The sequence below is a fragment of the Longispora urticae genome, from assembly GCF_053902585.1.
In genome coordinates this window covers 19,939-43,515 of the sequence record NZ_JAQZSH010000010.1, presented here as the reverse complement: position 1 = coordinate 43,515, position 23,577 = coordinate 19,939, and the positions used below count along the sequence as shown (strand labels likewise).

The window sequence follows — 23,577 nt, the reverse complement described above, 5'->3', positions numbered from 1 at the left end:
GGATCATGTCCTTGACCCGGTCGACGAGGAACAGGTTGCCCGTCGGGTCGAGGTAGCCGACGTCCCCGGTGCGCAGCCAGCCGTCCACCAGGGTCTCGGCGGTGAGTTCGGGCTGGCCCCAGTACCCGGCCATCATCACGCCGCCGGTCACCCAGACCTCGCCGGTGCCGCCGGTCGGCAGGGCGATGCCGTCGGGGTCGCGGATCTCCAGTCGCAGGTCGCCGTAGGGCTGGCCGACGGAGGCGAGCACGGACGGGTCGTCGGGGATGTTCTGGTACGCGGTGATGATGGGCGCCTCGCTCATCCCGTACGCGGTCCGCAGCACCGGTCCGAACCGCGCGATGGCCTGGGACAGCCGGGTGGGCGTGATCGCGCTGCCGCCGATGTTGATCCGCAGCAGGCTGGAGCAGTCGGCCTTCTCGAGGACCTGGTGGTCGAGGATGTAGCCGAACAGGGGCGGCGGGATCAGGGTGTCGGTGATCCGCTCGGCGGCGATGGTGTCGAAGAACAGCGCGATGTCGAACCCGTCCTGCATGTGGAACGAGCCGCCGGTGAACAGGCTCATGTGGCCGGGCATCTGGGCGCTCACGTGCCAGTACCCGGACATGGCGAGGTGCTTCATGGGGTGCTCGCCGGCCTCGACGTACTGCTCGGCGAACAGCAGCGCCGTCTCGAAGAACCGCTGCTTGTGGTGCACGAGCTTCGGCTGCCCGGTGGTGCCCCCGGTCTGGAACAGCGCCTCGGGCTCCGTGGTCACGTCCTCCGGCCCGAACGGCAGGTCCTCGATCCGGTCGATCCGGGGCCCGGCGCCCAGGTCGGGGCCGAGACCCTCGCCGCACAGGCAGAACACGGGCAGCGGGGCGGCGGAGCGGGCCAGGTCCTGGGCGAAGGACGCGTAGGCGTTCGTCTCGTACACGAACGCGTCGACCTTGGCCAGGCCGAGGAACTGGTCCCGGAACGCGGCGGGCGCGTTGGGCGCGATCCACGCGGTCCGGCCGCCGAGGAGGTGCACGGCGAACTGGAGCACGATCGTCTCGGCGGGGTTGCCGGCGAGGATGCCGACCGCGAGTCCGGGGCGCATTCCGTGCCCGTGCAGCGTGGCGGCCATGGTCAGGATCTCGGCGCGCAGTTCCGTGTACGTGATCCGCCGACGTTCGTCGACAATTGCCTCCGCCTCGCCGTACCGGGCGAATATATCCAGCACCTGCCAAACGTAATTCCGGTTCGCACTCGCCTGGCTGTCCATGCCGGATCATCCTTCCCCATTGACCGTGTCCCCGCGCACCGTGGAGCCCTATTGCGCATTCCTCATTCGCGGGTACCCGAGCGCAGCATAGCGGTGCACTCAGGAGTGTGGCTACATCCACTATGGACGTCCTATTTATACCCACTATTCAACGCCTGCCCGACATAGCAGGTGAACCCTGGGGCACGGTTGGCCACGGCGATAACCGGCATTGTTGCCTGAAAGGTTGACGCGTGATCGGCTGAACGGTTATTCCCCGGCCCGATTGGACAGTCGACTTTCCGATCATCTCCGAACCCCGTCGACCCCGGGAACGGCGTCTGTCGAATCCGCTCTATGTGACCATCCGCGCATGGTGAGGAGCGGGCCGCACTCGGCGCACAAGCGCGCCGATATGACACCCGTCGGCCCCCCGCCGCGCATTCCGCATTACGCGTCGGCCACCCGCGCCGGGGAGAGCGGGGTCACGACCGCCGAGGGTGACGATCTGACACGATTGGGCGGGATCCGGCGTCCGCCGGGTCAACGTCGTGAAGGAGCACCGATGGCCACGAGCCGTAGCGCGAAGACGCACTGGGAAGGTTCGCTGCTGAAGGGGGGCGGCTCGGTCGAGCTGGCCTCCTCCGGCATCGGCACGTTCGACGTGACCTGGGCGGCCCGGACCGAGCCCGAGGCCTCCGGGCGGACCAGCCCGGAGGAGCTGCTCGCCGCCGCGCACTCGGCGTGCTTCTCGATGGCGTTCAGCAACATCCTGGACAAGGCGGGGCACGCGCCGGAGAGCCTGGAGACGTCGGCCGTGGTCGGCTTCCAGCCGGGCGTCGGCGTCACGGGCAGCGCGCTGCGGGTCCGGGGCGTCGTGCCGGGGCTGTCCGAGGACGAGTTCGTGGCCCTCGCGGAGCAGGCGAAGGTGAACTGCCCGGTCAGCCAGGCCCTCAGCATCGAGATCACCCTCGACGCGGCACTGGCCTAGTTCGGGGCGGGCGGCCCGGCGCGTTCCGGGCCGCCCCGCACCCCCGATCCGGTCAGACGCATCCCCTTGTACTGATTAGGCAAAAGGTCCACACACGCTGTGACGATGTGTGAGCATCGATTCATGTGGGGGATGAATGAAGGCGCACCCGCCGAGTTCGATCTCGTGATGCGGGGCTATAACCGGCAGCAGGTGGACCGCTGCTTCGCGCAGCTGGAGGGCAGGCTCATCGAGGCCCTCGCGGAACGGGAACTGATGGCGGACCTACCCGCCCGGTTCGCCGCGGCCAGTCTCGAACTCGAGTCGGCCAACCGTGAACTCGAACGCATCCGCTCGCTCGGCTCGACCGGCGACGCCCGGGTGCTGAGCGTACGGATGGAGGCCATCCTCGCGATGGCGGAGAACGAGGCCGAGCGGCTCCGGCAGGCCGCGGCGGCCGAGCTGGCGGACGCCCGGCACCAGGCGGCCGAGATCCTGGCCGAGGCCGACGAGCGGGCACTGCAGGCCCGGCGCGACTTCGAGCTGGCGCTGCGCGCGCGGCGCGACAAGGAACGGCACGCCGACGAGGTACTCAAACACTCCGCCGAGGCCGAGGCGCACGAGATCATCGCCGCCGCCCGCCTCGACGCCGCCCGGCTCCGCGAGGAGTCCGGCGCACCCTCCAGGATCCGCAGCCCCAAACCCGCGCCCAGCTTCCTCCGCTGGGTGGCCCGACGGCGACGCACGGCCGCCTGGGCGCGCTGACAGACCACTTCTCCGGGTACGGCGGGCCGAGCGGGCCCGCCGTACCCGTTCTCCGGCTCCGTGACCCGGTGTCCGTTTCGTGCTCCGGACCGGGTGCCCGTGGCCCGCTGGGGTGCTGCGGGCACCGCCTGCGACGATGGCGGGATGGAGCTGTGGAACAACCCGTCGTGCAGTAAGTGCGCCGCCGCCCGCGACACCCTGTCGGGGGCGGGCGTGGAGTTCACCCTGCGGGCGTACCTGGACGTCCCCCCGACGGCCCGCGAGCTCGACGGCGTCCTGGGCCGGCTCGGCGCGCAGCCCTGGGACGTCTGCCGCACCGGCGAGGCCGTCTACGCGGAGCTGGGCATGGCCGGTTGGGCGCGCGACGCGGGCTCCCGGGCGGCGTGGCTGGACGCGATGGTCGCGCACCCGGTGCTCATCCAGCGCCCGATCGTGCTCCTCGACGACGGCTCGGCGGTGGTGGCCCGGGACCGGGCGACCCTGGACCGGCTGGTCGGCGGCCCGACCGCCTGAGTGCCCGGCGGAGGGTCAGCGCGCCGCCAGCCAGGCGGCATACCGGGGCCGGGACACCGCCAGGTCGTGGTACCACCGGTCGAGCCGGTTGGCGAGGTCGTCCGCCCGGTGCGCGAGCGGCCCGTCCGCGCGCCAGCCGACGACCAGCCGCCGCCAGATCGGGGTCCCCGCGAAGGGCCGGATCGCGTGCCGGGGCCCGTCCCAGGACAGCGGGCTGGCCAGGGACACGTACCCGGAGCCGGTGATGAACTCCTTCGCGAACACCGAGTCGTTCGTCTGGTGCGAGATCCGCGGCGTGAACCCGGCCGTCGCGCACGCCGCCCGGAACAGGGCCTGCAGGCCGCTGTCGTCCGGTGGGCTCGCGACCCACCGGTCCCCGGCCAGGTCGGCGAGGGCCACCTCGTCCGTCGCGGCCAGCGGGTGGTCGGCGGCCAACCCGACGAACATGGGCTCGACGGGTACGAGGACCCGGGTGGCCAGCTCCGGCGGCGCGACGAACTCGTGCCCCGGGTACTCCCGCAGCAGTACCATGTCGAGCTGCCCGGCCCGGACCAGCTGGGCCAGCGCGTGCGTGGACGGATCGGAGTAGCTGGTCACGTCGCCGACCCCGAGCGACACCTCGATCCCGGCGAGCGGCAGGCCCGGCGCGACCCCGATCCGCAGCTGGCGGGGCGCCGTGGGGGAGCCCTGCCGGCCCCGGTTCAGCCGGTCCAGCTCGCCGAGCACGGCGCGGGCCCGGTCGACCACGTACCGGCCGAAGGGGGTGGCCACCGCGCCCGTCGCGGTCCGGGCGAACAGCTGCGCGCCGAGCTCGCGTTCGATCCGCGCGAGTTGGGCGGTCACGGACGGCTGCGGCAGTCCCAGCCGTTGCGCCGCGCGGGAGATGCTCCCCGACTCGGCCACCGCCAGCACCACGCGCAGGTGGCGGAGTTCCAGCTGCATGTCGCGGATGCTATTCCTACCGGTGGGTAGCGATCAATATCCGAAAGTGCTGAATCGCCCCGGGGACCCCGACGGGTCCCCGGGGCGCGCTCACGCCGCCGTGAGCCGCATGCCGTCGACCCCGGCCCCGGCCGTGTTGACGCACCTGTAGTTGCCCTTCGCCGCCGCGCCCAGCAGGGTCAGGCACTTCGACAGCGCTTTCTGCCCGTACGCGTTCGGGTGGAACGTCTCCTGCTGGCGGCCCTCGTTCTCACTCGACCAGAACTCGCGGACCCACTCGGCCGTCAGGTCGCTGGGCGCCTTGCTGGTGGTGACCCGGATCCGGCCCTTCGCGCAGATCTCCCGGCCGTCGAGCGCGTCGCGCAGGTCGAGGAACTCCGCCCCTCCGGCCCCCGCCAGGGCCCGCAGTTCGGTGCCGAGCTGCGGGACGAGCCGGTCGCGGACCCAGGTGGCGTCGTAGTTGACCACGGGGCAGCCCATGTTCCACCGGTTCCAGCCGGAGTCGGAGTACCGGATGTTCGCCCCGCGCGGCACGGGGGAGGAGTAGGACTGCACGACGAGCCGGTAGTCGGCGTCGGCGTACCCGGCCGCGCGCATCGTGCCCCGGATCGCGGCGAGGGAGCCCGCGACCCCGCTCCGCATCGCCGGCAGCGCCGCGTCGACGTTCTGCTGCTGGTCGTCGGCGCAGTAGTCGCCCCAGAACCAGGCCTCGATGCAGCTCGCGATGATGTTCCCGAAGCCCAGGTCGTTGCCGCCGACGGACAGCACCACCAGTTTCACCCGGTTCGCGGCGGCGACCGTGGCGAGCTGGTCGATCTGCGGGGCCTCGCCCTTGTACGGCACGCCGCCCAGCGCCGCCGGGAGTACGTTCGCCGAGGTGGCCCCCGAGCAGGCCAGGTTCACCAGCCGGTCCACGCCCAGCGACGCGCCCGACAGCGGGGACACGTCCGAGCGGTGGCAGCCGGAGGAGTAGGTGGGGCCGTACACCCGGGTGGGGTCGACCGTCGAGCCGTTCCACGCCCGGTCGGTGCCGGCGGAGCTGCCGCCCACCGCGTCGGTGTTGCCGAACCAGCGCCCCGCCTCACCCGAGATGTAGCTGTCGCCGAGCGCCACCGCCACCGTGGGCACGGCCGCCCGGGCCGCCGGCGCGTACCCGATGACCGAGGCCGCCGCGGCCAGCGCGACCACCAGTGCCTTTCCTCTCATCTGAGCCTCCCTGTCCGAGTCGACCGGTGGCTACCGGCCGGTAGCCCAGAGCGTGGCGGAACCCGAACCGCCCGGACAACGCATCGGCGACAGGCAGTATGAGAGGGCATACCAATCCGGCAGGGGTGCTGCTCCGAATCAGGGGTGTCGGATCGGACCGAGCCGTGGAGGACCGTGGTGGAAAGCGACAGCGCGCGAGCCCCGCACCTGAGGGCAGCGCCCCCGCCGGACGGGAGACCCTCGGCCGACGAGCTGCTGGTGCTCGTGGCGCGCGGGGACGAGAACGCCTTCTCCGCGCTGTACGAACAGGTCGCCTCGAAGGTGTACGGCCTGTGCGTCCGGGTCGTCCGGGACCCCGCCCAGGCCGAGGAGGTCGCCCAGGAGGCGCTCGTGGAGGTGTGGCGGACGGCGAGCAGGTTCGACCCCGCGCGCGGGTCCGCCAACAGCTGGGTGCTGACCCTGGCGCACCGGCGCGCGGTGGACCGGGTCCGCTCGGCCCAGGCCGCGTCGGAACGCGACCGCCGGGCGGCGGCGACCGCGACGGTCGCGCCGTACGACGAGGTGGCCGAGGAGGTGGCCGGCAACCTGGAACGCCAGGCGGTCCGGCGCTGTCTGGGGCGGCTCACGGAACTGCAGAACGAGGCCATCGGACTGGCCTACTACGGCGGGTACACCTACCGGCAGGTCTCCGACCTGCTCGGCATCGGGCTGCCCACGGTGAAGACGAGGATCCGGGACGGACTCATCCGGTTGCGGGACTGCTTGGAGGTGACCGGATGAACCCCATGGATGTACACACCCTCGTCGGGGCCTACGTGCTCGACGCCGTCGACGACCTCGAACGGGCCGCCGTGGAGCGGCACCTGACCGGTTGTGCCGAGTGCACGACCGAGGTGACGGAGCTGAGGGCCACCGCGGCGCGGCTGGGCAGCGCCGCGGCAGCTCCGCCGCCGCCCGGTCTCCGGGACCGGGTGCTCGCCGAGGCGCGCCGCACCCGGCAGCTCGCCCCGGCCGCCCGGATCGCCGAACCCGTGTCGAGCCCGGCCGTGGTGCGCCGGTGGAAGGCGTGGACGGCGGCGGCGGTCGCGGCGGCGGTGATCGCGGTGAGCGTGGGCGCGACGACGTACGTGGTGCAGGAGCGCCGGGTGTCCACCGAACGCCAGCAGGCCGCCGACATCCGCGCGGTGCTGGCGGCCCCCGACGCCCGGGTGATCCTGGCGGACGTCACGGGCGGCGGCCGGGTCTCGGTCATCAAGTCCGACCAGCGGGGCGAGGCGGTGGTCGTGATGACCGACCTGCCCGAGGTCGGCCAGGACAAGGCCTACCAGCTCTGGACGATCGTCGGCACCAACGCGACGGCGTCGAACGTGATGGCCGGCGGGGAACGGTCCGGGGTGACCCTGCTCAAGGGTCTGTCCTCGGTGGACGCCCTGGGCCTGACCCGGGAACCGGCCGGCGGTTCGGTGGAGCCGACCAAACCGGTGCTCGCGGCGGTGGCGATCCGCCGCTGACCGCGCGACGAGGATGGGCGACCTGGATGGGTCGCCCATCTTTTTTCATGGAAGACCCATCCTTGGAGTACTTGGCCCCGAATCATCCACGTGAGAAAACAACTGACCGGGGCATGGGCCGGAGTGGGATGCGCGGCCCTCGCGCTCGGAGTGGCGGAGCTGGTCTCCCTGCTGACCGGACCCCGCACCAGCCCCCTGGTCGCCGTCGGCGGCGCTGTCGTGGACGCCACGCCCGAGTGGGCGAAGGAGTTCGCGATCCGCACGTTCGGCGAGAACGACAAACTCGCACTCCTCATCGGTACCGGCTCGATCCTGTTCGTCTTCGCTGTCGTCCTGGGCATCGTGGCCGTGCGGTGGCCGCGGCTCGGGTACGCCGGGCTGGCGCTGTTCGGCCTGCTGGGGCTGGCCGCGGCGGTCACCCGGCCCGGCGCGGGCCCGGTCGCGGCACTCCCCACCCTCGTCGGGGTCGTCGCGGCCGGGTTCGCCCTGCACTACAGCCTCCGCACCCCCGCGGCGGACGGCGTCGGCCGCAACGTCGACCGGCGGGGCGTGCTGCTCGCCTTCGGCGCGGCGGCTGTCACCGGCGGGGCCGGGTTCACCCTGGCCCGGCGGAACTCGGGCGTGCCGAAGGTGACGCTGCCCGAGCCGGTGTCCCCGGCGGCGGTGGCCCCCGACCTGGGCATCCCCGAACTGACCACCTTCGTGACCCCGAACAGGGACTTCTACCGGGTCGACACCGCCCTCGTGGTGCCCCGGATCGACCCCGACGGCTACCGGCTGAAGATCAAGGGCCGGGTCGGCAAGCCGATGACCCTGACGTACCAGGATCTGCTCGACCGGCCGCTGGTCGAACGCGAGATCACCCTGACCTGCGTGTCCAACGAGGTCGGCGGGGAACTGGCGGGGACGGCGCGCTGGCTCGGCGTACCCCTCAACGAGCTCTTGAGGGAAGCCGCGCCGCAGGCCGGGGCGGACCAGGTGGTCAGCAGGTCCTCGGACGGCTGGACCGCCGGCACCCCGACCAGCGCCCTGATGGACGGCCGCGACGCACTCCTCGCGGTGGGCATGAACGGCGAGCCGCTGCCCCTGGAGCACGGCTTCCCGGTCCGGATGATCGTGCCGGGACTCTACGGCTACGTCTCCGCGACCAAGTGGCTCGTCGAACTGGAGCTGTCCTCCTTCACCGACTTCGACCCGTACTGGGTCAAGCGCGGCTGGGCGGAACAGGCTCCGATCAAGACTTTCTCCCGGATCGACACGCCCCGACCGCTGTCCCGCCCGAAGTCCGGGATGGTCACGGTCGCCGGGGTGGCCTGGGCCCAGCGCCGGGGCATCGAACGGGTGGAGGTGCGCGTCGACGGCGGCGCGTGGCAGGAAACGGCGTTGGGGACGGTCGTCTCGACCGACACCTGGCGGCAGTGGGCGTGGCGCTGGGACGCCACCCCTGGTCGGCACACGCTCGAGGTCCGGGCGACCGACCGCACCGGGGCGGTCCAGCCCGAGGAGCGGCGCACGCCGTTCCCGGACGGGGCGACCGGTTGGCACTCGGTGGTAGTCACCGCCGGATAATCCAGTTATCAGGGAGTAGACAATGTTCCGCAAATTCGTGATGGCGGCTGCCCTCGTACCGTTCGTCGTGGCCATGGCAGCCTGTTCGAACGACTCCGAACCGACCTCCTCGGCGCCCACGTCGGCCGCCCCGGCACCGGTCACCAGCGCCCCGATGGCCAACGGACCGTTCGGCGCGGCGTGCACCGCTGTCCCGAAGGACGGCGCCGGCAGCTTCGACGGCATGGCCAAGGACCCGGTCGCCACGGCGGCCAGCAACAACCCGGTGCTGTCCACGCTCGTCGCGGCGGTCAAGGCCGCCGGGCTCGTCGACACCCTCAACGGCGCCAAGGGCGTCACGGTGTTCGCGCCGACCAACGACGCGTTCGCCAAGATCCCGAAGGCGGACCTCGACGCGGTCCTCGCCGACAAGGAGAAGCTGACCAAGATCCTGACCTACCACGTGGTCGGCCAGTCGGTCACCCCGAGCCAGCTCGGCACGGCGGGCCCGTTCAAGACCCTGCAGGGTGGCGAGGTCAAGGCCAGCGGCAGCGGCGCGGACTACACCGTCAACGGCACGGCGAAGGTCGTGTGTGGCAACGTGCAGACCTCGAACGCGACCGTCTACATCATCGACACGGTGCTCATGCCGATGTAGTCGTACCGCATCGATCGGGTCGGAGGGCATTCGTGCCCTCCGACCCGATCTGTTGGGTTCGCGCAGGCCGGCGGGCGGTCACGCGCGCCGAGTTTGTCCGGAACGGCCGGGTCCACACCCCGGCCGTTTTGCTGTCCGTAGCCGCCCGTTCACCCCGCGAATTGATGGGCATCGAGATCTTGTTCGCGTCAGTAAGGTATGACACTCTTCACCTCACGCCTCACTGTCCCCTGAGGCGTGCCGGGCATCCCGTGCCCGGCCAGCGTTAACTCCACAAAGGAGTGGTGATGCGAAAACCCCTCGCCATCTTGTGTACCGCCGCCGCGTTCGCCCTGACGGGAGCTGTGGCCGCCCCGGCCGCGGCCGTCCCGGCGAACCCGGCCCCGGTGACCGGTGGCCCCTCGGTCCCGGGCGTCAGCGCCCTGACCCCGGAGCACGAACAGAGCACCGCACTGCCGCCGAACCTGCTGCCCCCGCAGTCCTCGGCCGAGAACACCCGGACGGTCAAGAGCCGCCCGCAGGCCCGGGGCGGCGCGGCCCCGAGCGCGGCGGCGGCCTCCTGCACCCCGGCTGACTTCTCCCAGACGGGCGCGGCGCTCGTCACGTTCGTCAAGTCCTCGACCGTGAGCTGCGTGAACTCGCTGTTCAACCTCCCGGACGCCAACGCCAACGCGGTGTTCCGCGAGGCGCAGATGGTCACGATCGCCAACGCGTTCCGGGACACCGCCGCCACGTACCCGGGCAACAACACGACCAGCACCCTCCAGCTGGTCATGTTCCTGCGCGCCGGCTACTACATCCAGTACGGCGCCCCCGAGGTCGTCGGCGACTACGGCACCCCGCTCCAGACGGCCATCCGTGGCGGCCTGGACTCGTTCTTCGCCAGCTCGCACATGATGGACGTGAACGACGCGCACGGGAACACGCTGTCCGAGGCGATGATCCTGATCGACAGCGCCGACGAGCAGGCCCGGTACATCCCGGTCGTCAAGCGCGTCCTCAACGGCTACAACAGCTCCTACGACGCCTTCTACTACATGAAGGCCTCGGTCAACAACGCGTACACCCCGCTGTTCCGGGGGCACTACCACGCGGAGTTCCTCGCGGCGGTCGTCGCGGACCCGAGCCTGCTCGACACGCTCAACTCGTTCGCGCTCAACCACCTGGACCTGCTGGACACCGACCGCTCGTACCTCGTCTCCAACGCGGGCCGGGAGATGTCGCGCTTCGTCCAGTACCCGGCGCTCCAGTCCAAGGTGCGCCCCCTGATGAAGGGGCTGCTCACCTCCACCGCGATGACCGGCCCGACGGCCCGGCTCTGGGTCGGCGTCGCCGAGATGGCCGACTACTTCGACCAGTCCCAGTGCGCGTACTACAACATCTGCGACCTGTCGACGAAGCTGGCCGCCGCCGCGCTGCCCATCACCCACAACTGCGACCCGGGGCACACCATCCGGGCCCAGTCGATGACGGCCGCCGAACTCGCCGCGACCTGCTCCAGTGTCCAGAACCAGGACGCCATGTTCCACAGCGTCGTCGCGGACAACGGGCCGGTCGCCAACGACCACAACACGAACATCCAGATCAACGTGTTCGACAGCTCCGACGACTACCAGACCTACGCCGGCGCGATCTTCGGGATCAGCACCGACAACGGCGGCATGTACCTCGAGGGCGACCCGTCGGTCCAGGGCAACCAGCCGCGCTTCATCGCCTACGAGGCCGAGTGGCTGCGCCCGACGTTCGCGATCTGGAACCTCAACCACGAGTACACCCACTACCTCGACGGCCGGTACAACATGTACGGCGACTTCGACGCCGGCATGACCGTCCCGAACATCTGGTGGGTCGAGGGCTTCGCGGAGTACATCTCGTACACCTACCGGGGCGAGAACTACACCGACGCGATCAACCAGGCGGGGCTGCACACGTACCCGCTGAGCACGCTCTTCCAGACCACGTACGACAACGCCAACTCGACCCGGATCTACAACTGGGGCTACCTGGCGAGCCGCTACATGCTGGAGAAGCGCCGGCCCGTCGTCATGAGCATCCTCGCCAAGTTCCGCACCGGTGACTTCGCCGGCGGCTACGCGATCTACAACTCCCTGGGCACCAGCCTCGACGCCGACTTCAACACGTGGCTCACCGCGTGCAACGCCGGCGCCTGCACGGGCACCCCCATCCCCAACACGCCCCCGACCGCCGCGTTCGACACGGCCGCCACCGGCCTGAACGTCGCGTTCACCGACCGTTCCACCGACCCCGACGGCACCATCGCGTCCCGGTCCTGGAACTTCGGCGACGGCAGCAGCTCCACCGCCGCCTCCCCGTCGCACGCCTACCTGGCGTCCGGCACCTACACCATCACGCTCACCGTCACCGACGACAAGGGCGCGACGGCCAGCACCAACAAGACCGTGAGCGTCGTCGGCACCCCCGAGTGCACCGACCTCGACACCCGCGCGCTCGCCAAGGGCTGCCAGCGCAGCAACGTCTCGGCGGCCAAGGGCGGACTGGTCTACTTCTTCGTGTACGTCCCCGCCGGCACCACCAACGTGACCATCACCACCAGCGGTGGCACGGGCAACGCCGACGTGTACTACAACTCCGGCAGCTGGGCCACGCGCCAGGTGTACAGCGCGCGGTCGACCGGGGCCGGTAACGCGGAGACGTTGACGGTCCGCAACTCCGGGGCCGGGTACCGCTACGTGAGCCTGTACGCGACGGCGGCGTTCAGCGGTGTGAACATCAGCGTCACCTACTAGTACTCCGATGGTGGAGGGGCCCGGCACCCAGCCGGGCCCCTCCGTCGTTTCCCGGGGCCCCGTTGGCGGTGGTCTGCGGCATACTGGCGCGGTGGGCGACGTGGCGCCGGCCTGGTTCGACCCCGGCTGGTTCGAGGGGATCAGTGCGGCCCTCGACGACGCGCTGGACGGTCGGAACCTGAGGCGGACCGGTCCGGTGACGTCCGTCAAACACTGGAGCATGTCGACCGTTCTCCGGGTACCCACCGACGGTGGTGACGTGTACCTGAAAGCCGTGCTGCCCTGGCTCTCCCACGAGCCCCGGGTCATCGCGTTCCTGGCCCGGCGGCGGCCGCGCGGGGTTCCGGAGATCCTCGCGGTCGGGGACGGCTGGTGGCTGACGACCGACTTCGGCGGCACGGACGCGAGGTCGCTCCCGGAGCTGGACCGGACCGGCGCGCCGCTGGCCCTGGCGGAGGTGCAGCGGGCCACCGCCACGGACCTCGCCGGCCTGAGGGACGCCGGATGCCCCGTGCTGAGCGCGGCGGACCTGGCGGACCGGATCCCCGCGCTGCTAGCCCGCGACGACCTGTGGGGTGCCGCACCGAACCGCCCCCGGGCCCTGGACCGCGACGAGCACCGCCGGCTACGTGCTCTGGAGCCGGCTCTCCTGGCCTGTTGCGAACAGCTGGCGGCAGGACCCCTGCCGGACACCGTGACCCACGGCGACTTCCACCCCGGCAACGCCGTGGCGCGGGCCGGGGGTTTCCTGATCCACGACTGGAGCTTCGCGGCGATCGGCCACCCGCTGTTCGACCTCGCCGCCTTCCTGCACGACGCGAGTGGGACCGCCGCCGCCGAATACGTCGACCGGGTGCTGGACGCCTGGCTCGACCACGCGCCGAGGCCCGTTCTCGACCGGTGCTGGCAGGCGGCCAAGCCGCTCGGCGCCGTCGTCGAGATCCTGAAGTTCACCGCCCTGGCGGACGCCACGGGTCCGGCGCACGAGGACAGTTGGCTGCCGATGGTGCACGGCTGGGCGCGGCGGCTGCTGCGCGCGGACGAGGGTGCAGGCTGGCCCTAGGCCGTTGGGGGCTCCGCTCGGGATCCGGGGCGCAGGGCCGCCAGCGCCGCAGGCCAGGGGAACTCGACCCCGGAGCCCGCGCCGCGGGGATGCGGAGGGTCGGCGAGCAGCACCCGGACCCCTTCGGCCCGCAGCTCGTCCACCGCCGTCCGGAACGGTCGCCGGTTCGCCAGCGCGGCATTCACGAAGGGCACCACCACGACGGGTACGTCGCCCACGCACTCCGAGAGCACACCCAGCGCGTACGTGTCCGCGATCCCGGCGGCCAGCTTGTTGACGGTGTTGAACGTGGCCGGAGCGACGAGTACGGCATCCACCGGTTCCTGGGGCACGCGCGGTGTCCCCGCAGGGCGGTACCCGGACCGGACCGGGTGGCCGGTGACCCTCTCGATCTCCTCGATGTCCACGAACGGCACCGCGCTCGGGGTGCAGATCACCCTGCAGGTCCAGCCCTCGGCGTGCGCGAGCGCGAGCAGGGTGCCGACATCGGACGCGGGGCCGGCCGCGCAGACCACGACGAGCAGGTTCACGGGGCCACTCCCAGACGCTCGGCCAGCTGACGGCTCCGCGCCCGCAGGCTCCACGGTGCCGTGGCTGCCAGGTCCCCGACGAGTACTCGGACCGAGGACCGGTGCCGGACCTCCTCCGGTGCGACCTCCTCCGCCGCGCGCACGGCCTCATAGGCCCGGTGGTGCTTGCCCCATTGCAGATACGCCCGCGCAACATCGAGCCACAGTGCTGCCTTCCGTTCCACGAGCGCGAGCTGGTCGACCCGGACCGTTCTGGCGTGGTCGATGGCTGCCCCGGCGTCTCCGAGGCTCACTGCGATGCTCACCCGGTGCTGGAGAACATTGGTCGGGCCGAACCCGGTCCAGTGCACATTGCCGTCGGACCCGGCTCGGCGTGCCACGACAGCGGCCTCATCCAGGAGCTGGTGTGCGGTGGCACGGTCCTCGTCGCGGGCGGCGGCGCTCGCGCCGCGTAGAACCAAAGCGCCGTAGACCGCCAGGATCTGTGGCGACGCACCGGCCGGAACGGACGCGTTCATGACACCGGTGACGACCTGCCGGGCGGCCCGGTGGTGTCCGTCGGACATCAGCGCGTGCGTGAGTGCCCTCTTGCTGGCCATCGACGCGACCGGCTGACCGCTCCGATCGGCCGCCGTCAGGCTGCGGTCGGCGGCCACCATCGCGAGGCCGGAGGCTCCCAGCTTGATCAGCACACTGGTGGCGAGCTGGTAGGCGTCGGCGGCGAGTGCCCAGGTGTCTGGATCGCTGTGCCGGGTAGGAAACGCCGTTAGCAGTTCCGGCAGGGCGTCCACTACCTTCGAGTACCGGCAGGCCTGGTAGTCGCGTTTCGCAGCGGCCGTGAGTGCGTGTAGTACCTGTCGTTCTGCGATGGCCGAGACGCCACCAGGGGCCGCCGCGCTGGGATGGAGAGCCACTACTAGTGCCGTGAGTTCCGGAACCGGTGTCATTCCGGCCTGGCCACTGTCCGCGTGCTCCGTCGACGCCAATCCCAGCAGGTGTCGCGCGCGTGCGGGCATGTCCAGTCCGCCGGCGATCCGTTCCAGCAGGTCGATGTCGCGGACCGTCCGACGCCCGGCCATGAAGGCGCTGACGTCGGGTTGGGTGAGTCCGGCGGCGATCGCGATCCGGTTCTGGCTCGCGCCGAGTTGGCGGCGGAACAGGTGGAACACCGCGCCGAGGTCGCGTTCGGACAACGCCGCGCGGACGTCGGGTTGGTCCCAGAACGCGTCAGGGATCACCAGGGGCGTCAGCCTGTGCTCTGCCATGCGCCCAGCGTAGCCAGAGTGTGGACTGTATAGATCTGTTGGATTCACCTGGGAAGGGGGCGAACGGGACTCTGGTGCCAGCGCCGTCGGCCGGAGGTTCCGTACCCCGGCCGGCGGCTGCCCAGCCGGCATCAGGGAGGGGAACAGTGGCGTTCCACGTCGTCAGAACGCGCCGCGCGCGGGACCACGCAGATCGGGAGCAGGTATTGGAGGTGTCAACGCACGGGGATCTGGAGGGCGCGATGTCGGTGTTCCACACGTGGCGGCTTGCCCATGCGGGGGCCATCGGCGTCGGCGACCAACAGGTGATGGTCGTGCGCCGCGACCGGGGGTGAGGAGCTTCACGGTTCCGTGAAACGTGGGTGGGGTGGGGAACGGCCGGACCCGGGGGCGGGTCCGGCCGGGTGGTGCCTAGGACAGGCCCAGGAGGTCCACGACGAAGATCAGGGTCTCGCCCGGCTTGATCGCGCCGCCGGCGCCCCGGTCCCCGTACCCGAGGTGCGCCGGGATGGTCAGCTTGCGCCGGCCGCCGATCTTCATGCCCGCCACGCCCTGGTCCCAGCCCGCGATGACCCGGCCCGCGCCGAGCGGGAACTGGAACGGGGAGCCGCGGTTCCAGGACGCGTCGAACTCCTCGCCCGTGGAGTAGGCCACGCCCACGTAGTGCACGACGACCTGGTGGCCGGCCTTGGCCTCGTCGCCGTCCCCGACGACGAGGTCGACGATCTCCAGCTCCGCCGGGGCCGCGCCCTCGGGGAACTCAATTACCGGCTTTGTCAGACTCATGCGTTCGATCTTAGGCACGTCCCCGGTCGGCGTGCCCCGGTGGTCGGGCCCGCCGTGACCGAACCATGACACTCCGGGGACCGGTCGGGGACGCGGGGACCGCAGGCTGGGGCGCATGGGCCGTGCGATAGTGGATGCCATGCCTCGGGTCCTGTTGATCGAAGACGACCCGGCCGTCCGCGAGGGCCTCCAGCTGGCACTCCGCCGCCAGGGGCACCTGTTGCGCTCCGCCGGGACCGGTGAACAGGGGCTCGATCTGCTCCGCGCGGAGACCCCCGACATCGTCATCCTGGACCTGATGCTGCCCGGTATCGACGGCTTTGAGGTGTGTCGGAGGATTCGCGCGGCGGGGGACGTACCCATCGTGATGTTGACCGCGCGCAACGACGACATGGACGTGGTCGCCGGTCTGGAGGCCGGGGCCGACGACTACGTGATCAAGCCGGTGCAGCCCCGGGTGCTCGACGCCCGGATCCGCGCCGTGCTCCGCCGGATCGGTGCCGAGCGCTCCGAGCAGGAACGGCACGGCGACCTGGTGCTCGACCGGGCCGCGCTGACCGTCACCAAGGGCGGCGACGCGGTGAGCCTGGCGCCCACCGAGCTGCGGCTGCTCCTCGAACTGTCCCGCGCTCCGGGCCGGGTGCTCAGCCGGCAGCAGCTCCTGGAGGCCGTCTGGGAGCACGACTACCTGGGCGACTCCCGGCTGGTCGACGCGTGCGTGCAGCGGCTCCGGCTGAAGATCGAGGACGACCAGTCCGCCCCGGTGTTCGTGCAGACCGTGCGCGGCTTCGGCTACCGGTTCGGCCCGGTCCCGTGAGGCTCGGCCTCCGACCCCGGCTGATCCTCGCGTTCGTGCTGCTCGGCGTCGTGAGCGCCCTGGCCACGGCCGGCGCCAGCTATGTCGAGGCCCGCACCATCATTCTGCGCAACGCCCAGGACCCGGCCGTCACCTCGCTGGGTACCCGGCTCGCGAACCTCGCCGGGGGCCTGCGGCTGCCGCCCACCCAGCAGGACCTCAACGACCTGTCGACGGCCCTGATGACCACCGACGCGTCCGTCGTCACGGTCTACGGCGACCTGCGCTCGGACACCGGCATGGAACTCGACGTCTTCTCCGCCGAGCTGCGCGCCCAGGTGCACGACGGCACCGACGCCGTCTGGCAGCGCCAGGTCCGCGACAACAACCCCGAGCTGGCCATCGGCATGCCGCTGCTGCTCCAGGGCGCCGACAACGAGACCAGACCCTCGGGCATCGAGGTGTACTCGCTCCAGAGCCTGCACGCGGAGAAGGCCAGCATCGAACGGCTCGCCACGGCCGCGTGGCTGACCGGCGCGCCGGCCCTGCTCTTCGCGGTGATCCTGGCGCTGGTCGCCGCCCAGGGCGTCCTCAGTCCGGTCCGGCGGCTCGGGCTGGCGACCCGGCGGTGGGGCGCGGGCGACTTCGGTACCCGGCTGGAGGTCAAGGGGTCCGACGAGCTGGCCGACCTGTCCAAGACGTTCAACGACAGCGCCGACGCGGTCGAACACCATGTCGACGAGCTGCGCCGGATGGAGGCCGACGCGCGCCGGTTCGTGGCCGACGTGTCCCACGAGCTGCGCACGCCGCTGGCCGCGATGACCGCCGTCACCGACGTGCTCGACGAGGAGGCCGAGCACCTCGACGGGGACGCCGCCGAGGCCGCCCGCCTGGTCAGCCAGGAGACCCGCAAGCTCAACCGCCTGGTCAACGACCTGATCGAGGTGTCCCGCTTCGACTCCGGCACCGCCGGCCTGGTTCTCGACGACGTCGAGCTCGCCCCCGCCGTCACGGCCACCCTGCGCGCCCGGGGCTGGACCGACCAGGTGGAGACGGACCTGCCCGAGGGCATCGTGACCCGGCTCGACCCGCGCCGCCTCGACGTCATCATCGCGAACCTGGTCGGCAACGCGCTCCGGCACGGCGGGCCCCCGGTCCGGGTCCGGTTGCGGTCCACCGACGCGTTCGTGGTGCTGGAGGTGTCCGACGGGGGGTCGGGGCTGGCCCCGGACGTACTCCCGCATGTCTTCGACCGGTTCTACAAGGCCGACACCGCGCGCACCCGGTCCGACGGCAGCGGCCTCGGGCTCGCCATCGCCTGGGAGAACGCCCGCCTGCACGACGGCCGGCTGGAGGCCGCGAACGGGCCCGACGGCGGGGCCGTGTTCACCCTCCGGCTGCCGAGGAGGATCCGGTGAGACGGGTGTTCCCGCTGGTCCTGGCCGTGACGCTGCTGGCCGGGTGCGGGGTGCGGCCCAGCGCGGTGGTGCCGGCGGGGGAGGCGCCCCGAAAGGTCACCACCGAGGTCACCGCGCTGTACTTCGTCCTCAACGGGGGACTGTTCCGCTCGGAGCGGATCGACTCGCAGCCACTCTCCGTGAGTCAGAAGGTGGACCTGCTGCTCGCCGGGCCGCGTTCCGACGAGCGCGAGAGGGGGGTCACGACCGCCCTACCGGTGATCACCGACGGCGGCTCGGAGGTGGTCCGGCAGACGCCGCAGCGGTACGAGGTCCGGGTGCGCACCGCCGTCGCCGGGCTGTCCTCGCGGGCCCTGGACCAGCTCGTCTGCACGGTACTGGCCGGGGAGGCCGCCGAGCACGCCATGGCGGTGGGGTCGTTGGTGTCGGTCGTCGGGACGAGTGGCCGGCGGGAGGACCGGGGCTGCCCGTTGGGGTGATTCATCCCTGATTGGTGACTTTGACGCTTTCGGTCGGGGCGTTGTGACACGACGATGACAAAGTGCGGACGCGGGCGGGACAACCGTCACGCAGCGTGGTGGGTATGCCGGTCGAGACGAGAGATATTCCCACTGTCCAGCTTCCCTCCGATGCCCGGACCGGGCGCCCGTATCTGGACCCGCACCTGGATCTGCGGTTGGCGGGTTCGGTCCCGGGTGGCGCGCGCGGTGGTCCCGGTTCGGTCCCGGGTGCCCCCGGCCCCGTCGAGCCCTGGCCCGCCCGCACGCCGGTGCACCGCCGCCCGCTCGGTGTGGGCGCGCTGCTGGTCGGCGCGGCCTTCTGCCTGGGCGCGCTGGTCACGACGTACGTCCTCGCGGTGTGGACCCCGATCGGCCAGGCCCTGGAGTACCGGAACCTGAACGAGGGCTGGGGCGACCCCGACGGCACCTGGGCCTGGCGCCTGCTCGACTGGTTCGGCGAACCGCTGACCCTGGCAGTGCTGGTCGCCGCCGTGCTCCTCGTCGGCCTGGCCGCCCGGCGGTTCTGGGCCGGGGTGGTCGGCATCTGCATGGTCGGCGCGGCCGTCCTGGCGGCCCGCACCCTCAAGGAGGTCCTGCCCCGGCCCGTCCTCGACGCCGCCGACTTCGCCACCACGCACAACAGCTTCCCCAGCGGACACGTGACGGTCGCCGCAGGCCTGGTACTCGCCCTGGTCCTGGCCCTGCCCGCCCGGTTCCGGCTCCTGGCGCTCGTGCCCGGGACGGTCGCGGTGACGGTGGTGCTGGTGGCCACGGTGGTCGCGCAGTGGCACCGGCCGAGCGACGGCATCGGCGGGGTACTGATCGCGGGCGCGGCGTACTGCCTCGCGGCGGCGGGCCTGCACGGGTACGCGCGGCGGTGACCCGGGGCGTCGCGGCAGCGGGACCGGCGGTGACCCGGGGCGCGTCGCGGCAGCGGGACCGGCCGTGACGTGACCCGTGCCGCCGCGCACCACCTGACCTGGGAGGTCGGCACCCCCGGCGAGCTGCTCGACGTCGGCGGCCGGCTCCAGGAGCGCGACGGCCGCCGGGGCCCGGATCCGGCGCGGTCAGCCCCGGTCGGCACCGCGTGGCCGGGCGGCAGTGCCCGGGGGAGCCGGTGGGGCGGGTGTGGGCGGCGCCACAGGTGACAGAGTTGCCGAAGCGGGGCAAGCTGGCCCCATGCTCACCTCGATCGCGTCGTTCGCCCTCGTAGCCGGGCTCCTCACCATCATGCCCGGCCTCGACACGGCCCTCGTCCTGCGCACCGCCGTCGCCCAGGGCCGGGCCGCCGCGTTCGCCACGGCGTTCGGGATCGGTGTGGGCGCGCTCATCTGGGGCGCGGCGGCCGCCGTCGGGGTGTCGGCACTGCTGGCGGCGTCGCAGCTGGCGTACACGGTGCTGAAGTTCGTTGGCGCCGCGTACCTCGTGTGGCTGGGGATCGGGATGCTGCGCCGGCGGGCCACCCCGGACGTCGAGGCGCCCGCGCCGAGCGTGCGCCGGGCCTGGCTGCGGGGCATGACCACGAACCTGCTCAACCCGAAGATCGGCGCGTTCTACGTCGCCATGCTGCCCCAGTTCATCCCGGCGGACTCCTCGCACCTGGCCATGGGGCTGCTCCTGGCCCTGGTGCACGACATCGAGGGCATGATCTGGTTCACGCTGCTGATCTGCGGGGCGCACGCGGTACGGGGCTGGTTGGGGCGGCGGGCCGTCCGCAAGGCACTGGACCGGGTGACCGGGGCCGCGCTGATCGGCTTCGGGGCGAAGCTGGCGTTCCTCGACTGAGCGCGGGGCTGGCCGTTCTTGACTGAGCGCGAGGTCGGCCTTCTTCGAATGAGTGCGAGGCTGGCCGTCCTTGACTGAGTGCGAGGTCGGCCTCCTCGACTGAGGACGAACCCGGGCGGGGTGGCGCCGCCCGAAGTGGACCCTTCTGCCCGTTCGTCGGGGACGCGCGCCGGGTGATCGTGGAGGCGGGTTCCCGTACCCCCCTGATGGTTTTGGGTCTAGGTCAGCGGGCGGCGCATCATCACCCGGGGGCCGAAGGTGTGCAGGCCCAGGGCGATTTCGCGGTCCCGGAGGACGCACAGCCCGGGCGTCAGCTCGCCGGTGACCGGGGCGAAACCGTGCCGGGTGTAGAACGGCCCGTTCCACGGGACCTCCACGAACGTCGACAGGGTGATCGTCGCGAAGCCCTCCGCGCGGGCCCAGTCGCAGGCGGCCTCCAGCAGGCCCGCGCCCAGCCCCTGGCGGGTGTGGTCGGGATGCACCGAGAGCTGCTCGAGGAACGCTGACCCGTCGACCACCTCCAGCCGGGCGAACCCGACCGGCGGATCCCCGGTCACGAGCACCGCGTGCGCCGACGTGAACGCCGACGCAGGCCCGGGCGGCGGCAACGGCCAGATGCCGACCGTCGCGAACAGGGTGTCGGCGGCCCCCTCGACGGCGGACAGGATCTCCCGCTCGTCCGGCCGCGCGCTACGGATCCGCTGCATGGCTCCAAGCCTGCCACGTGTTCCCGGGCCCCGCATGTGCCGAAAGAGCTATCTCTTCCTCGGGGAGGGCCGGGTCATGACGGGCCCGCTCACGGATCGCTGGCTCAGGGCGGACCCGCTCAGAGAGGGCCGGCTCACGGAGGGCCGGCTCGCGGAGGGCCCGCTCACGGATGGCCGGCTCGCGGATGGCCGGCTCGCGGAGGGCCGGCTCGCGGAGGGCCGGCTCACGGATGGCCGGCGAGCGCCGCCGTGATCCGATCGTGCAGCACGGCCCGGCCGTGCGCCCCGGGCAGCCGGAGCAGTTCCCGCTCGCCGTCGAGGAGGAGAACGGTGGGCACGGAGCGGATCGCGTACCGGTCGGCGACGTCCGGCTCGTCCTCCACGTCCACGTGCACCGGGCTCACCCGGTCGGCGAACGCGACCGCCACCTGCCCGAACACCGGCCCGTACTGCCGACACGGATGGCACCACGGCGCGTGGAAGTACACCAGGGCGGGGCGCGTCCCGCCCAGCGCGCCCGCCAGGTCCGCGCCGACCACCGGATCGAGCTCGGCCGTGGACAGCAGCTCCTCGACGATCAGACCCGGGCACCGCTCCCGCAGGGCCGCCACCGCGGCCGGGCTCAACGGACTGCGCTCCCCGTCCGGATCGGTGACGGTCAGGTGCCGCAACGGGGGCACCAACGGCGGGATCGCCTCCAGCACCGCGTCGTCCCACGGACCGATCAGGTACAGGATCCGCAGCGCCGGGGCGCCCACCAGGCCCTCCAGCGCCGCCGGGGTCAACGCGCCCGACGTGCCCAGCACCAGCCGGTCGAGCCGGGGCAACGTGGCCAGGGCGGCCAGCCCGCGCCCCGAGATCCGGTCGCCGGACACGTTGACCGCCACGACCTGGTCCTCGCCGGCCAACGCCAGCAGGGTGTCGTCGGTCAGCAGCCCCGCCGCCAGGGTCAGCTCGGCCGGCAGCGGACGCGCCAGTCGGGCCATCACGGCGTCGGTGAGCCCCTCGCTGTACAACGCGAGCGTCTCCAGGCCGGGCACCACCGGCACCGCCCAGTCCGTGAACGTGCCGAACAGCATGAGCGAGCCGAGTCCGCGCAGGTCACCGAGGGTCGCCAGGTGCTCGTCGGTGACCTCGCCCGCGACCAGCTCGTCCAGCGCGCCCGGCGGCAGATCCGACAGCGCCCCCAGGTGCTCGCCGTCGGTGTCGAGCGTGACCCGCCAGCCGGCGGCGACGTCGACCACGCCCCGGGCGGGCGTCTCCCGTTGCTCGCCCTCCGGGGAGTCCAGGTAGAGCGTGCCCACCGAACGGTCGGCGGGGAAGGTCAACCGACGAAGATCAGCCACTGGACAATCCTGCCACGTCGATCGGACATTCGTGGATGTTCCGGAGGTGAGTGAGTGCTGGAGCTTCGTCGGTACCGGCGTTGGCGATCGCCGACTCGGGCGGCCGGAGGAGTATCCGGGCCAGGCCTCCGGCCCGGGCGTGGCCGAGTCGGGCCGGGTTGTTCGGCCTGGGTCTGGCCGAGTCGGGCCAGCTCGGTTCGGCCTGGGCTCGACCACGGTGGCCCAGATCGGCTCGGTCTGGGCTCGACGACGGTGGGCGAGTTCGGCTGGGCGTGCGCCCGACCGCATTGGGCCAGAACGGTTTCCGGCCGCACCGGGTCAGGTTGAGCAGCACCCGTGATGGCCGGTCGCCGGTCCTCCTGGCGTTCGGAGCGGCCGGGCACCTCCGTCCCGGGACAGCCCGGAATGTTGGCGCGTCCGGAGGGTGCGTGTTCGGCCCCGACGGGGTATGAACAAGCGCCGGGTCCCCCCGTCCGGCACCCCACCTGGCGGAAGGTGACCGACGATGTCGAAGACCCCGAGCAGCCTGCGAGTCGTCCCCCGGCGTGGCCTGAAGGTCCTGTTCACAGTGCTCGTCACGGTGGTCGTCGTGCTGGCGGTGGCGGTCGTGACCAGCCTGATGGGACTGTTGCCCGGCTCGTTCGACCCGTTCGGGACCCGGACCACGGACCGCAGCCAGCCCGTCGTGCTCCGTTCGGTGCAGGACCTGAGCCGGTTCGTGGCCGCCGCCGGCAACTACGAGCTGATCGTGGACCTGGAGAAGGACGCGAAGTACATCCCCTCCTTCCTGTACGGCGGCCGCACCCTCTTCGTGGCCGCCGGCACCGTGGACGCCTACGTCGAGTTCGGCGGGCTGCGCGGCGACGCCGTCAAGGTGTCCGCCGACCAGAAGACCGTCACCATCACCCTGCCGCAGCCGGCGATGGGCAAACCCAACATCGACCACAACCGCAGCTATGTGTACTCCGAGGAGCGCGGCCTCGTGAACCGGCTCAAGGACTTCGGCGGCGGGGACGCGAACCGTACCCAGCAGCTCTACCTCCTCGCGGAGCAGAAGATCAGCGCGTCGGCCAACGACGGGACGCTGGCCGAACGGGCCCGGACGAACGCCCGGTCGACGTTGACGGGGCTGTTGCGGTCGTTGGGGTTCACGACGGTGACGGTGGAGTTCGCCAAGGCGCCGTGAACGTCGGGTCCGCAGCCGCCGGGCCGGCTCCACCAGGCTGGCGAGTGCCGGCCGCTGCGGATGCCGCTTGAGGTGGCCTCCCGTCGCGC

At 71.9% G+C, this 23,577-nt stretch carries 24 protein-coding genes; 16 read left to right on the top strand and 8 right to left on the bottom strand.

Going from position 1 to position 23,577, the window contains the following annotated elements; all coding sequences use genetic code 11:
* On the bottom strand, window positions 1–1,204 hold a 1,204-nt coding region (locus tag PT931_RS04930; RefSeq protein ID WP_456244500.1), incomplete at its 3' end, for an AMP-binding protein.
* A gap of 586 nt (window positions 1,205–1,790) precedes the next feature.
* Between PT931_RS04930 and PT931_RS04925 the strand changes: the two genes are divergently transcribed.
* The 3 genes from PT931_RS04925 (at window position 1,791) to PT931_RS04915 (ending at window position 3,473) form a co-directional block, all read left to right on the top strand.
* On the top strand, window positions 1,791–2,216 hold the full coding sequence (locus PT931_RS04925) for an OsmC family peroxiredoxin (RefSeq protein ID WP_456244499.1): 426 nt from the start codon (window positions 1,791–1,793) through the stop codon (window positions 2,214–2,216).
* 168 nt (window positions 2,217–2,384) lie between these two features.
* Complete coding sequence (locus tag PT931_RS04920) at window positions 2,385–2,960, top strand: hypothetical protein (protein ID WP_456244498.1); 576 nt, start codon at window positions 2,385–2,387, stop codon at window positions 2,958–2,960.
* A gap of 144 nt (window positions 2,961–3,104) precedes the next feature.
* A complete protein-coding gene (locus PT931_RS04915; RefSeq protein WP_456244497.1) occupies window positions 3,105–3,473 on the top strand; it encodes an ArsC/Spx/MgsR family protein in 369 nt (122 codons plus the stop codon).
* A 15-nt stretch (window positions 3,474–3,488) separates the two neighbouring features.
* Here PT931_RS04915 and PT931_RS04910 read toward each other — a convergent pair whose 3' ends face one another.
* Together PT931_RS04910 and PT931_RS04905 are read right to left on the bottom strand one after the other, a co-directional pair.
* The gene (locus PT931_RS04910) at window positions 3,489–4,415 is read right to left on the bottom strand and encodes a LysR family transcriptional regulator (RefSeq protein WP_456244496.1); all 927 of its coding nucleotides are present in this window, start codon (window positions 4,413–4,415) and stop codon (window positions 3,489–3,491) included.
* Window positions 4,416–4,505: 90 nt separating this feature from the next.
* Complete coding sequence (locus PT931_RS04905) at window positions 4,506–5,621, bottom strand: GDSL-type esterase/lipase family protein (RefSeq protein ID WP_456244495.1); 1,116 nt, start codon at window positions 5,619–5,621, stop codon at window positions 4,506–4,508.
* 177 nt (window positions 5,622–5,798) lie between these two features.
* Between PT931_RS04905 and sigK the strand changes: the two genes are divergently transcribed.
* The 6 genes from sigK to PT931_RS04875 all read left to right on the top strand — a co-directional run bounded on the left by sigK (window position 5,799) and on the right by PT931_RS04875 (window position 13,169).
* Complete coding sequence (gene sigK, locus PT931_RS04900) at window positions 5,799–6,401, top strand: ECF RNA polymerase sigma factor SigK (protein WP_456244494.1); 603 nt, start codon at window positions 5,799–5,801, stop codon at window positions 6,399–6,401.
* Entirely contained in the window at window positions 6,398–7,132 is a 735-nt protein-coding gene (locus PT931_RS04895) for an anti-sigma factor (protein WP_456244493.1), read from the top strand. Before sigK ends, PT931_RS04895 begins: the two co-directional genes overlap by 4 nt.
* A 150-nt stretch (window positions 7,133–7,282) precedes the next feature.
* Complete coding sequence (locus tag PT931_RS04890) at window positions 7,283–8,701, top strand: molybdopterin-dependent oxidoreductase (protein WP_456244501.1); 1,419 nt, start codon at window positions 7,283–7,285, stop codon at window positions 8,699–8,701.
* Window positions 8,702–8,723: 22 nt separating this feature from the next.
* Window positions 8,724–9,338 (top strand): fasciclin domain-containing protein, encoded by a 615-nt coding sequence (locus PT931_RS04885; RefSeq protein ID WP_456244492.1) that lies wholly within the window; start codon window positions 8,724–8,726, stop codon window positions 9,336–9,338.
* A 287-nt stretch (window positions 9,339–9,625) separates the two neighbouring features.
* Complete coding sequence (locus PT931_RS04880) at window positions 9,626–12,106, top strand: collagenase (RefSeq protein WP_456244491.1); 2,481 nt, start codon at window positions 9,626–9,628, stop codon at window positions 12,104–12,106.
* 91 nt (window positions 12,107–12,197) lie between these two features.
* Complete coding sequence (locus PT931_RS04875; RefSeq protein WP_456244490.1) at window positions 12,198–13,169, top strand: phosphotransferase; 972 nt, start codon at window positions 12,198–12,200, stop codon at window positions 13,167–13,169.
* On the opposite strand, the gene PT931_RS04870 is transcribed toward PT931_RS04875, so the two are convergent.
* Window positions 13,166–13,699 (bottom strand): flavoprotein, encoded by a 534-nt coding sequence (locus PT931_RS04870; protein WP_456244489.1) that lies wholly within the window; start codon window positions 13,697–13,699, stop codon window positions 13,166–13,168. The genes PT931_RS04875 and PT931_RS04870 overlap by 4 nt on opposite strands.
* Window positions 13,696–14,964: a helix-turn-helix domain-containing protein gene (locus PT931_RS04865; protein ID WP_456244488.1), complete on the bottom strand. Its 1,269-nt coding sequence runs from the start codon at window positions 14,962–14,964 to the stop codon at window positions 13,696–13,698. The genes PT931_RS04870 and PT931_RS04865 overlap by 4 nt, the downstream gene beginning before the upstream one ends.
* Window positions 14,965–15,110: 146 nt before the next feature.
* Between PT931_RS04865 and PT931_RS04860 the strand changes: the two genes are divergently transcribed.
* Entirely contained in the window at window positions 15,111–15,299 is a 189-nt protein-coding gene (locus tag PT931_RS04860; RefSeq protein ID WP_456244487.1) for a hypothetical protein, read from the top strand.
* A 76-nt stretch (window positions 15,300–15,375) separates the two neighbouring features.
* Here PT931_RS04860 and PT931_RS04855 read toward each other — a convergent pair whose 3' ends face one another.
* Window positions 15,376–15,750, bottom strand: a complete 375-nt coding sequence (locus PT931_RS04855; RefSeq protein WP_456244486.1) for an FKBP-type peptidyl-prolyl cis-trans isomerase — start codon at window positions 15,748–15,750, stop codon at window positions 15,376–15,378.
* 139 nt (window positions 15,751–15,889) lie between these two features.
* Here PT931_RS04855 and PT931_RS04850 point away from each other — a divergent pair, with 139 nt between their 5' ends.
* From PT931_RS04850 to PT931_RS04830, 5 genes are all read left to right on the top strand, one after another.
* Window positions 15,890–16,567: a response regulator gene (locus PT931_RS04850; RefSeq protein ID WP_456244485.1), complete on the top strand. Its 678-nt coding sequence runs from the start codon at window positions 15,890–15,892 to the stop codon at window positions 16,565–16,567.
* Entirely contained in the window at window positions 16,564–17,964 is a 1,401-nt protein-coding gene (locus PT931_RS04845; RefSeq protein WP_456244484.1) for an ATP-binding protein, read from the top strand. The genes PT931_RS04850 and PT931_RS04845 overlap by 4 nt, the downstream gene beginning before the upstream one ends.
* Complete coding sequence (locus tag PT931_RS04840; protein WP_456244483.1) at window positions 17,961–18,443, top strand: hypothetical protein; 483 nt, start codon at window positions 17,961–17,963, stop codon at window positions 18,441–18,443. The genes PT931_RS04845 and PT931_RS04840 overlap by 4 nt, the downstream gene beginning before the upstream one ends.
* Window positions 18,444–18,547: 104 nt before the next feature.
* Entirely contained in the window at window positions 18,548–19,345 is a 798-nt protein-coding gene (locus tag PT931_RS04835) for a phosphatase PAP2 family protein (RefSeq protein WP_456244482.1), read from the top strand.
* 298 nt (window positions 19,346–19,643) lie between these two features.
* Window positions 19,644–20,249 (top strand): LysE family translocator, encoded by a 606-nt coding sequence (locus PT931_RS04830; protein WP_456244481.1) that lies wholly within the window; start codon window positions 19,644–19,646, stop codon window positions 20,247–20,249.
* Between the two features lie 218 nt (window positions 20,250–20,467).
* Here the strand turns inward: PT931_RS04830 and PT931_RS04825 are convergent, their stop codons facing one another.
* Together PT931_RS04825 and PT931_RS04820 are read right to left on the bottom strand one after the other, a co-directional pair.
* Entirely contained in the window at window positions 20,468–20,956 is a 489-nt protein-coding gene (locus tag PT931_RS04825; protein ID WP_456244480.1) for a GNAT family N-acetyltransferase, read from the bottom strand.
* A 224-nt stretch (window positions 20,957–21,180) separates the two neighbouring features.
* A complete protein-coding gene (locus tag PT931_RS04820) occupies window positions 21,181–22,302 on the bottom strand; it encodes a thioredoxin family protein (RefSeq protein ID WP_456244479.1) in 1,122 nt (373 codons plus the stop codon).
* 505 nt (window positions 22,303–22,807) lie between these two features.
* Between PT931_RS04820 and PT931_RS04815 the strand changes: the two genes are divergently transcribed.
* Window positions 22,808–23,488, top strand: coding sequence for a DUF4230 domain-containing protein (locus tag PT931_RS04815; RefSeq protein ID WP_456244478.1), 681 nt, complete (start codon window positions 22,808–22,810; stop codon window positions 23,486–23,488).
* Window positions 23,489–23,577: the final 89 nt, after the last annotated feature.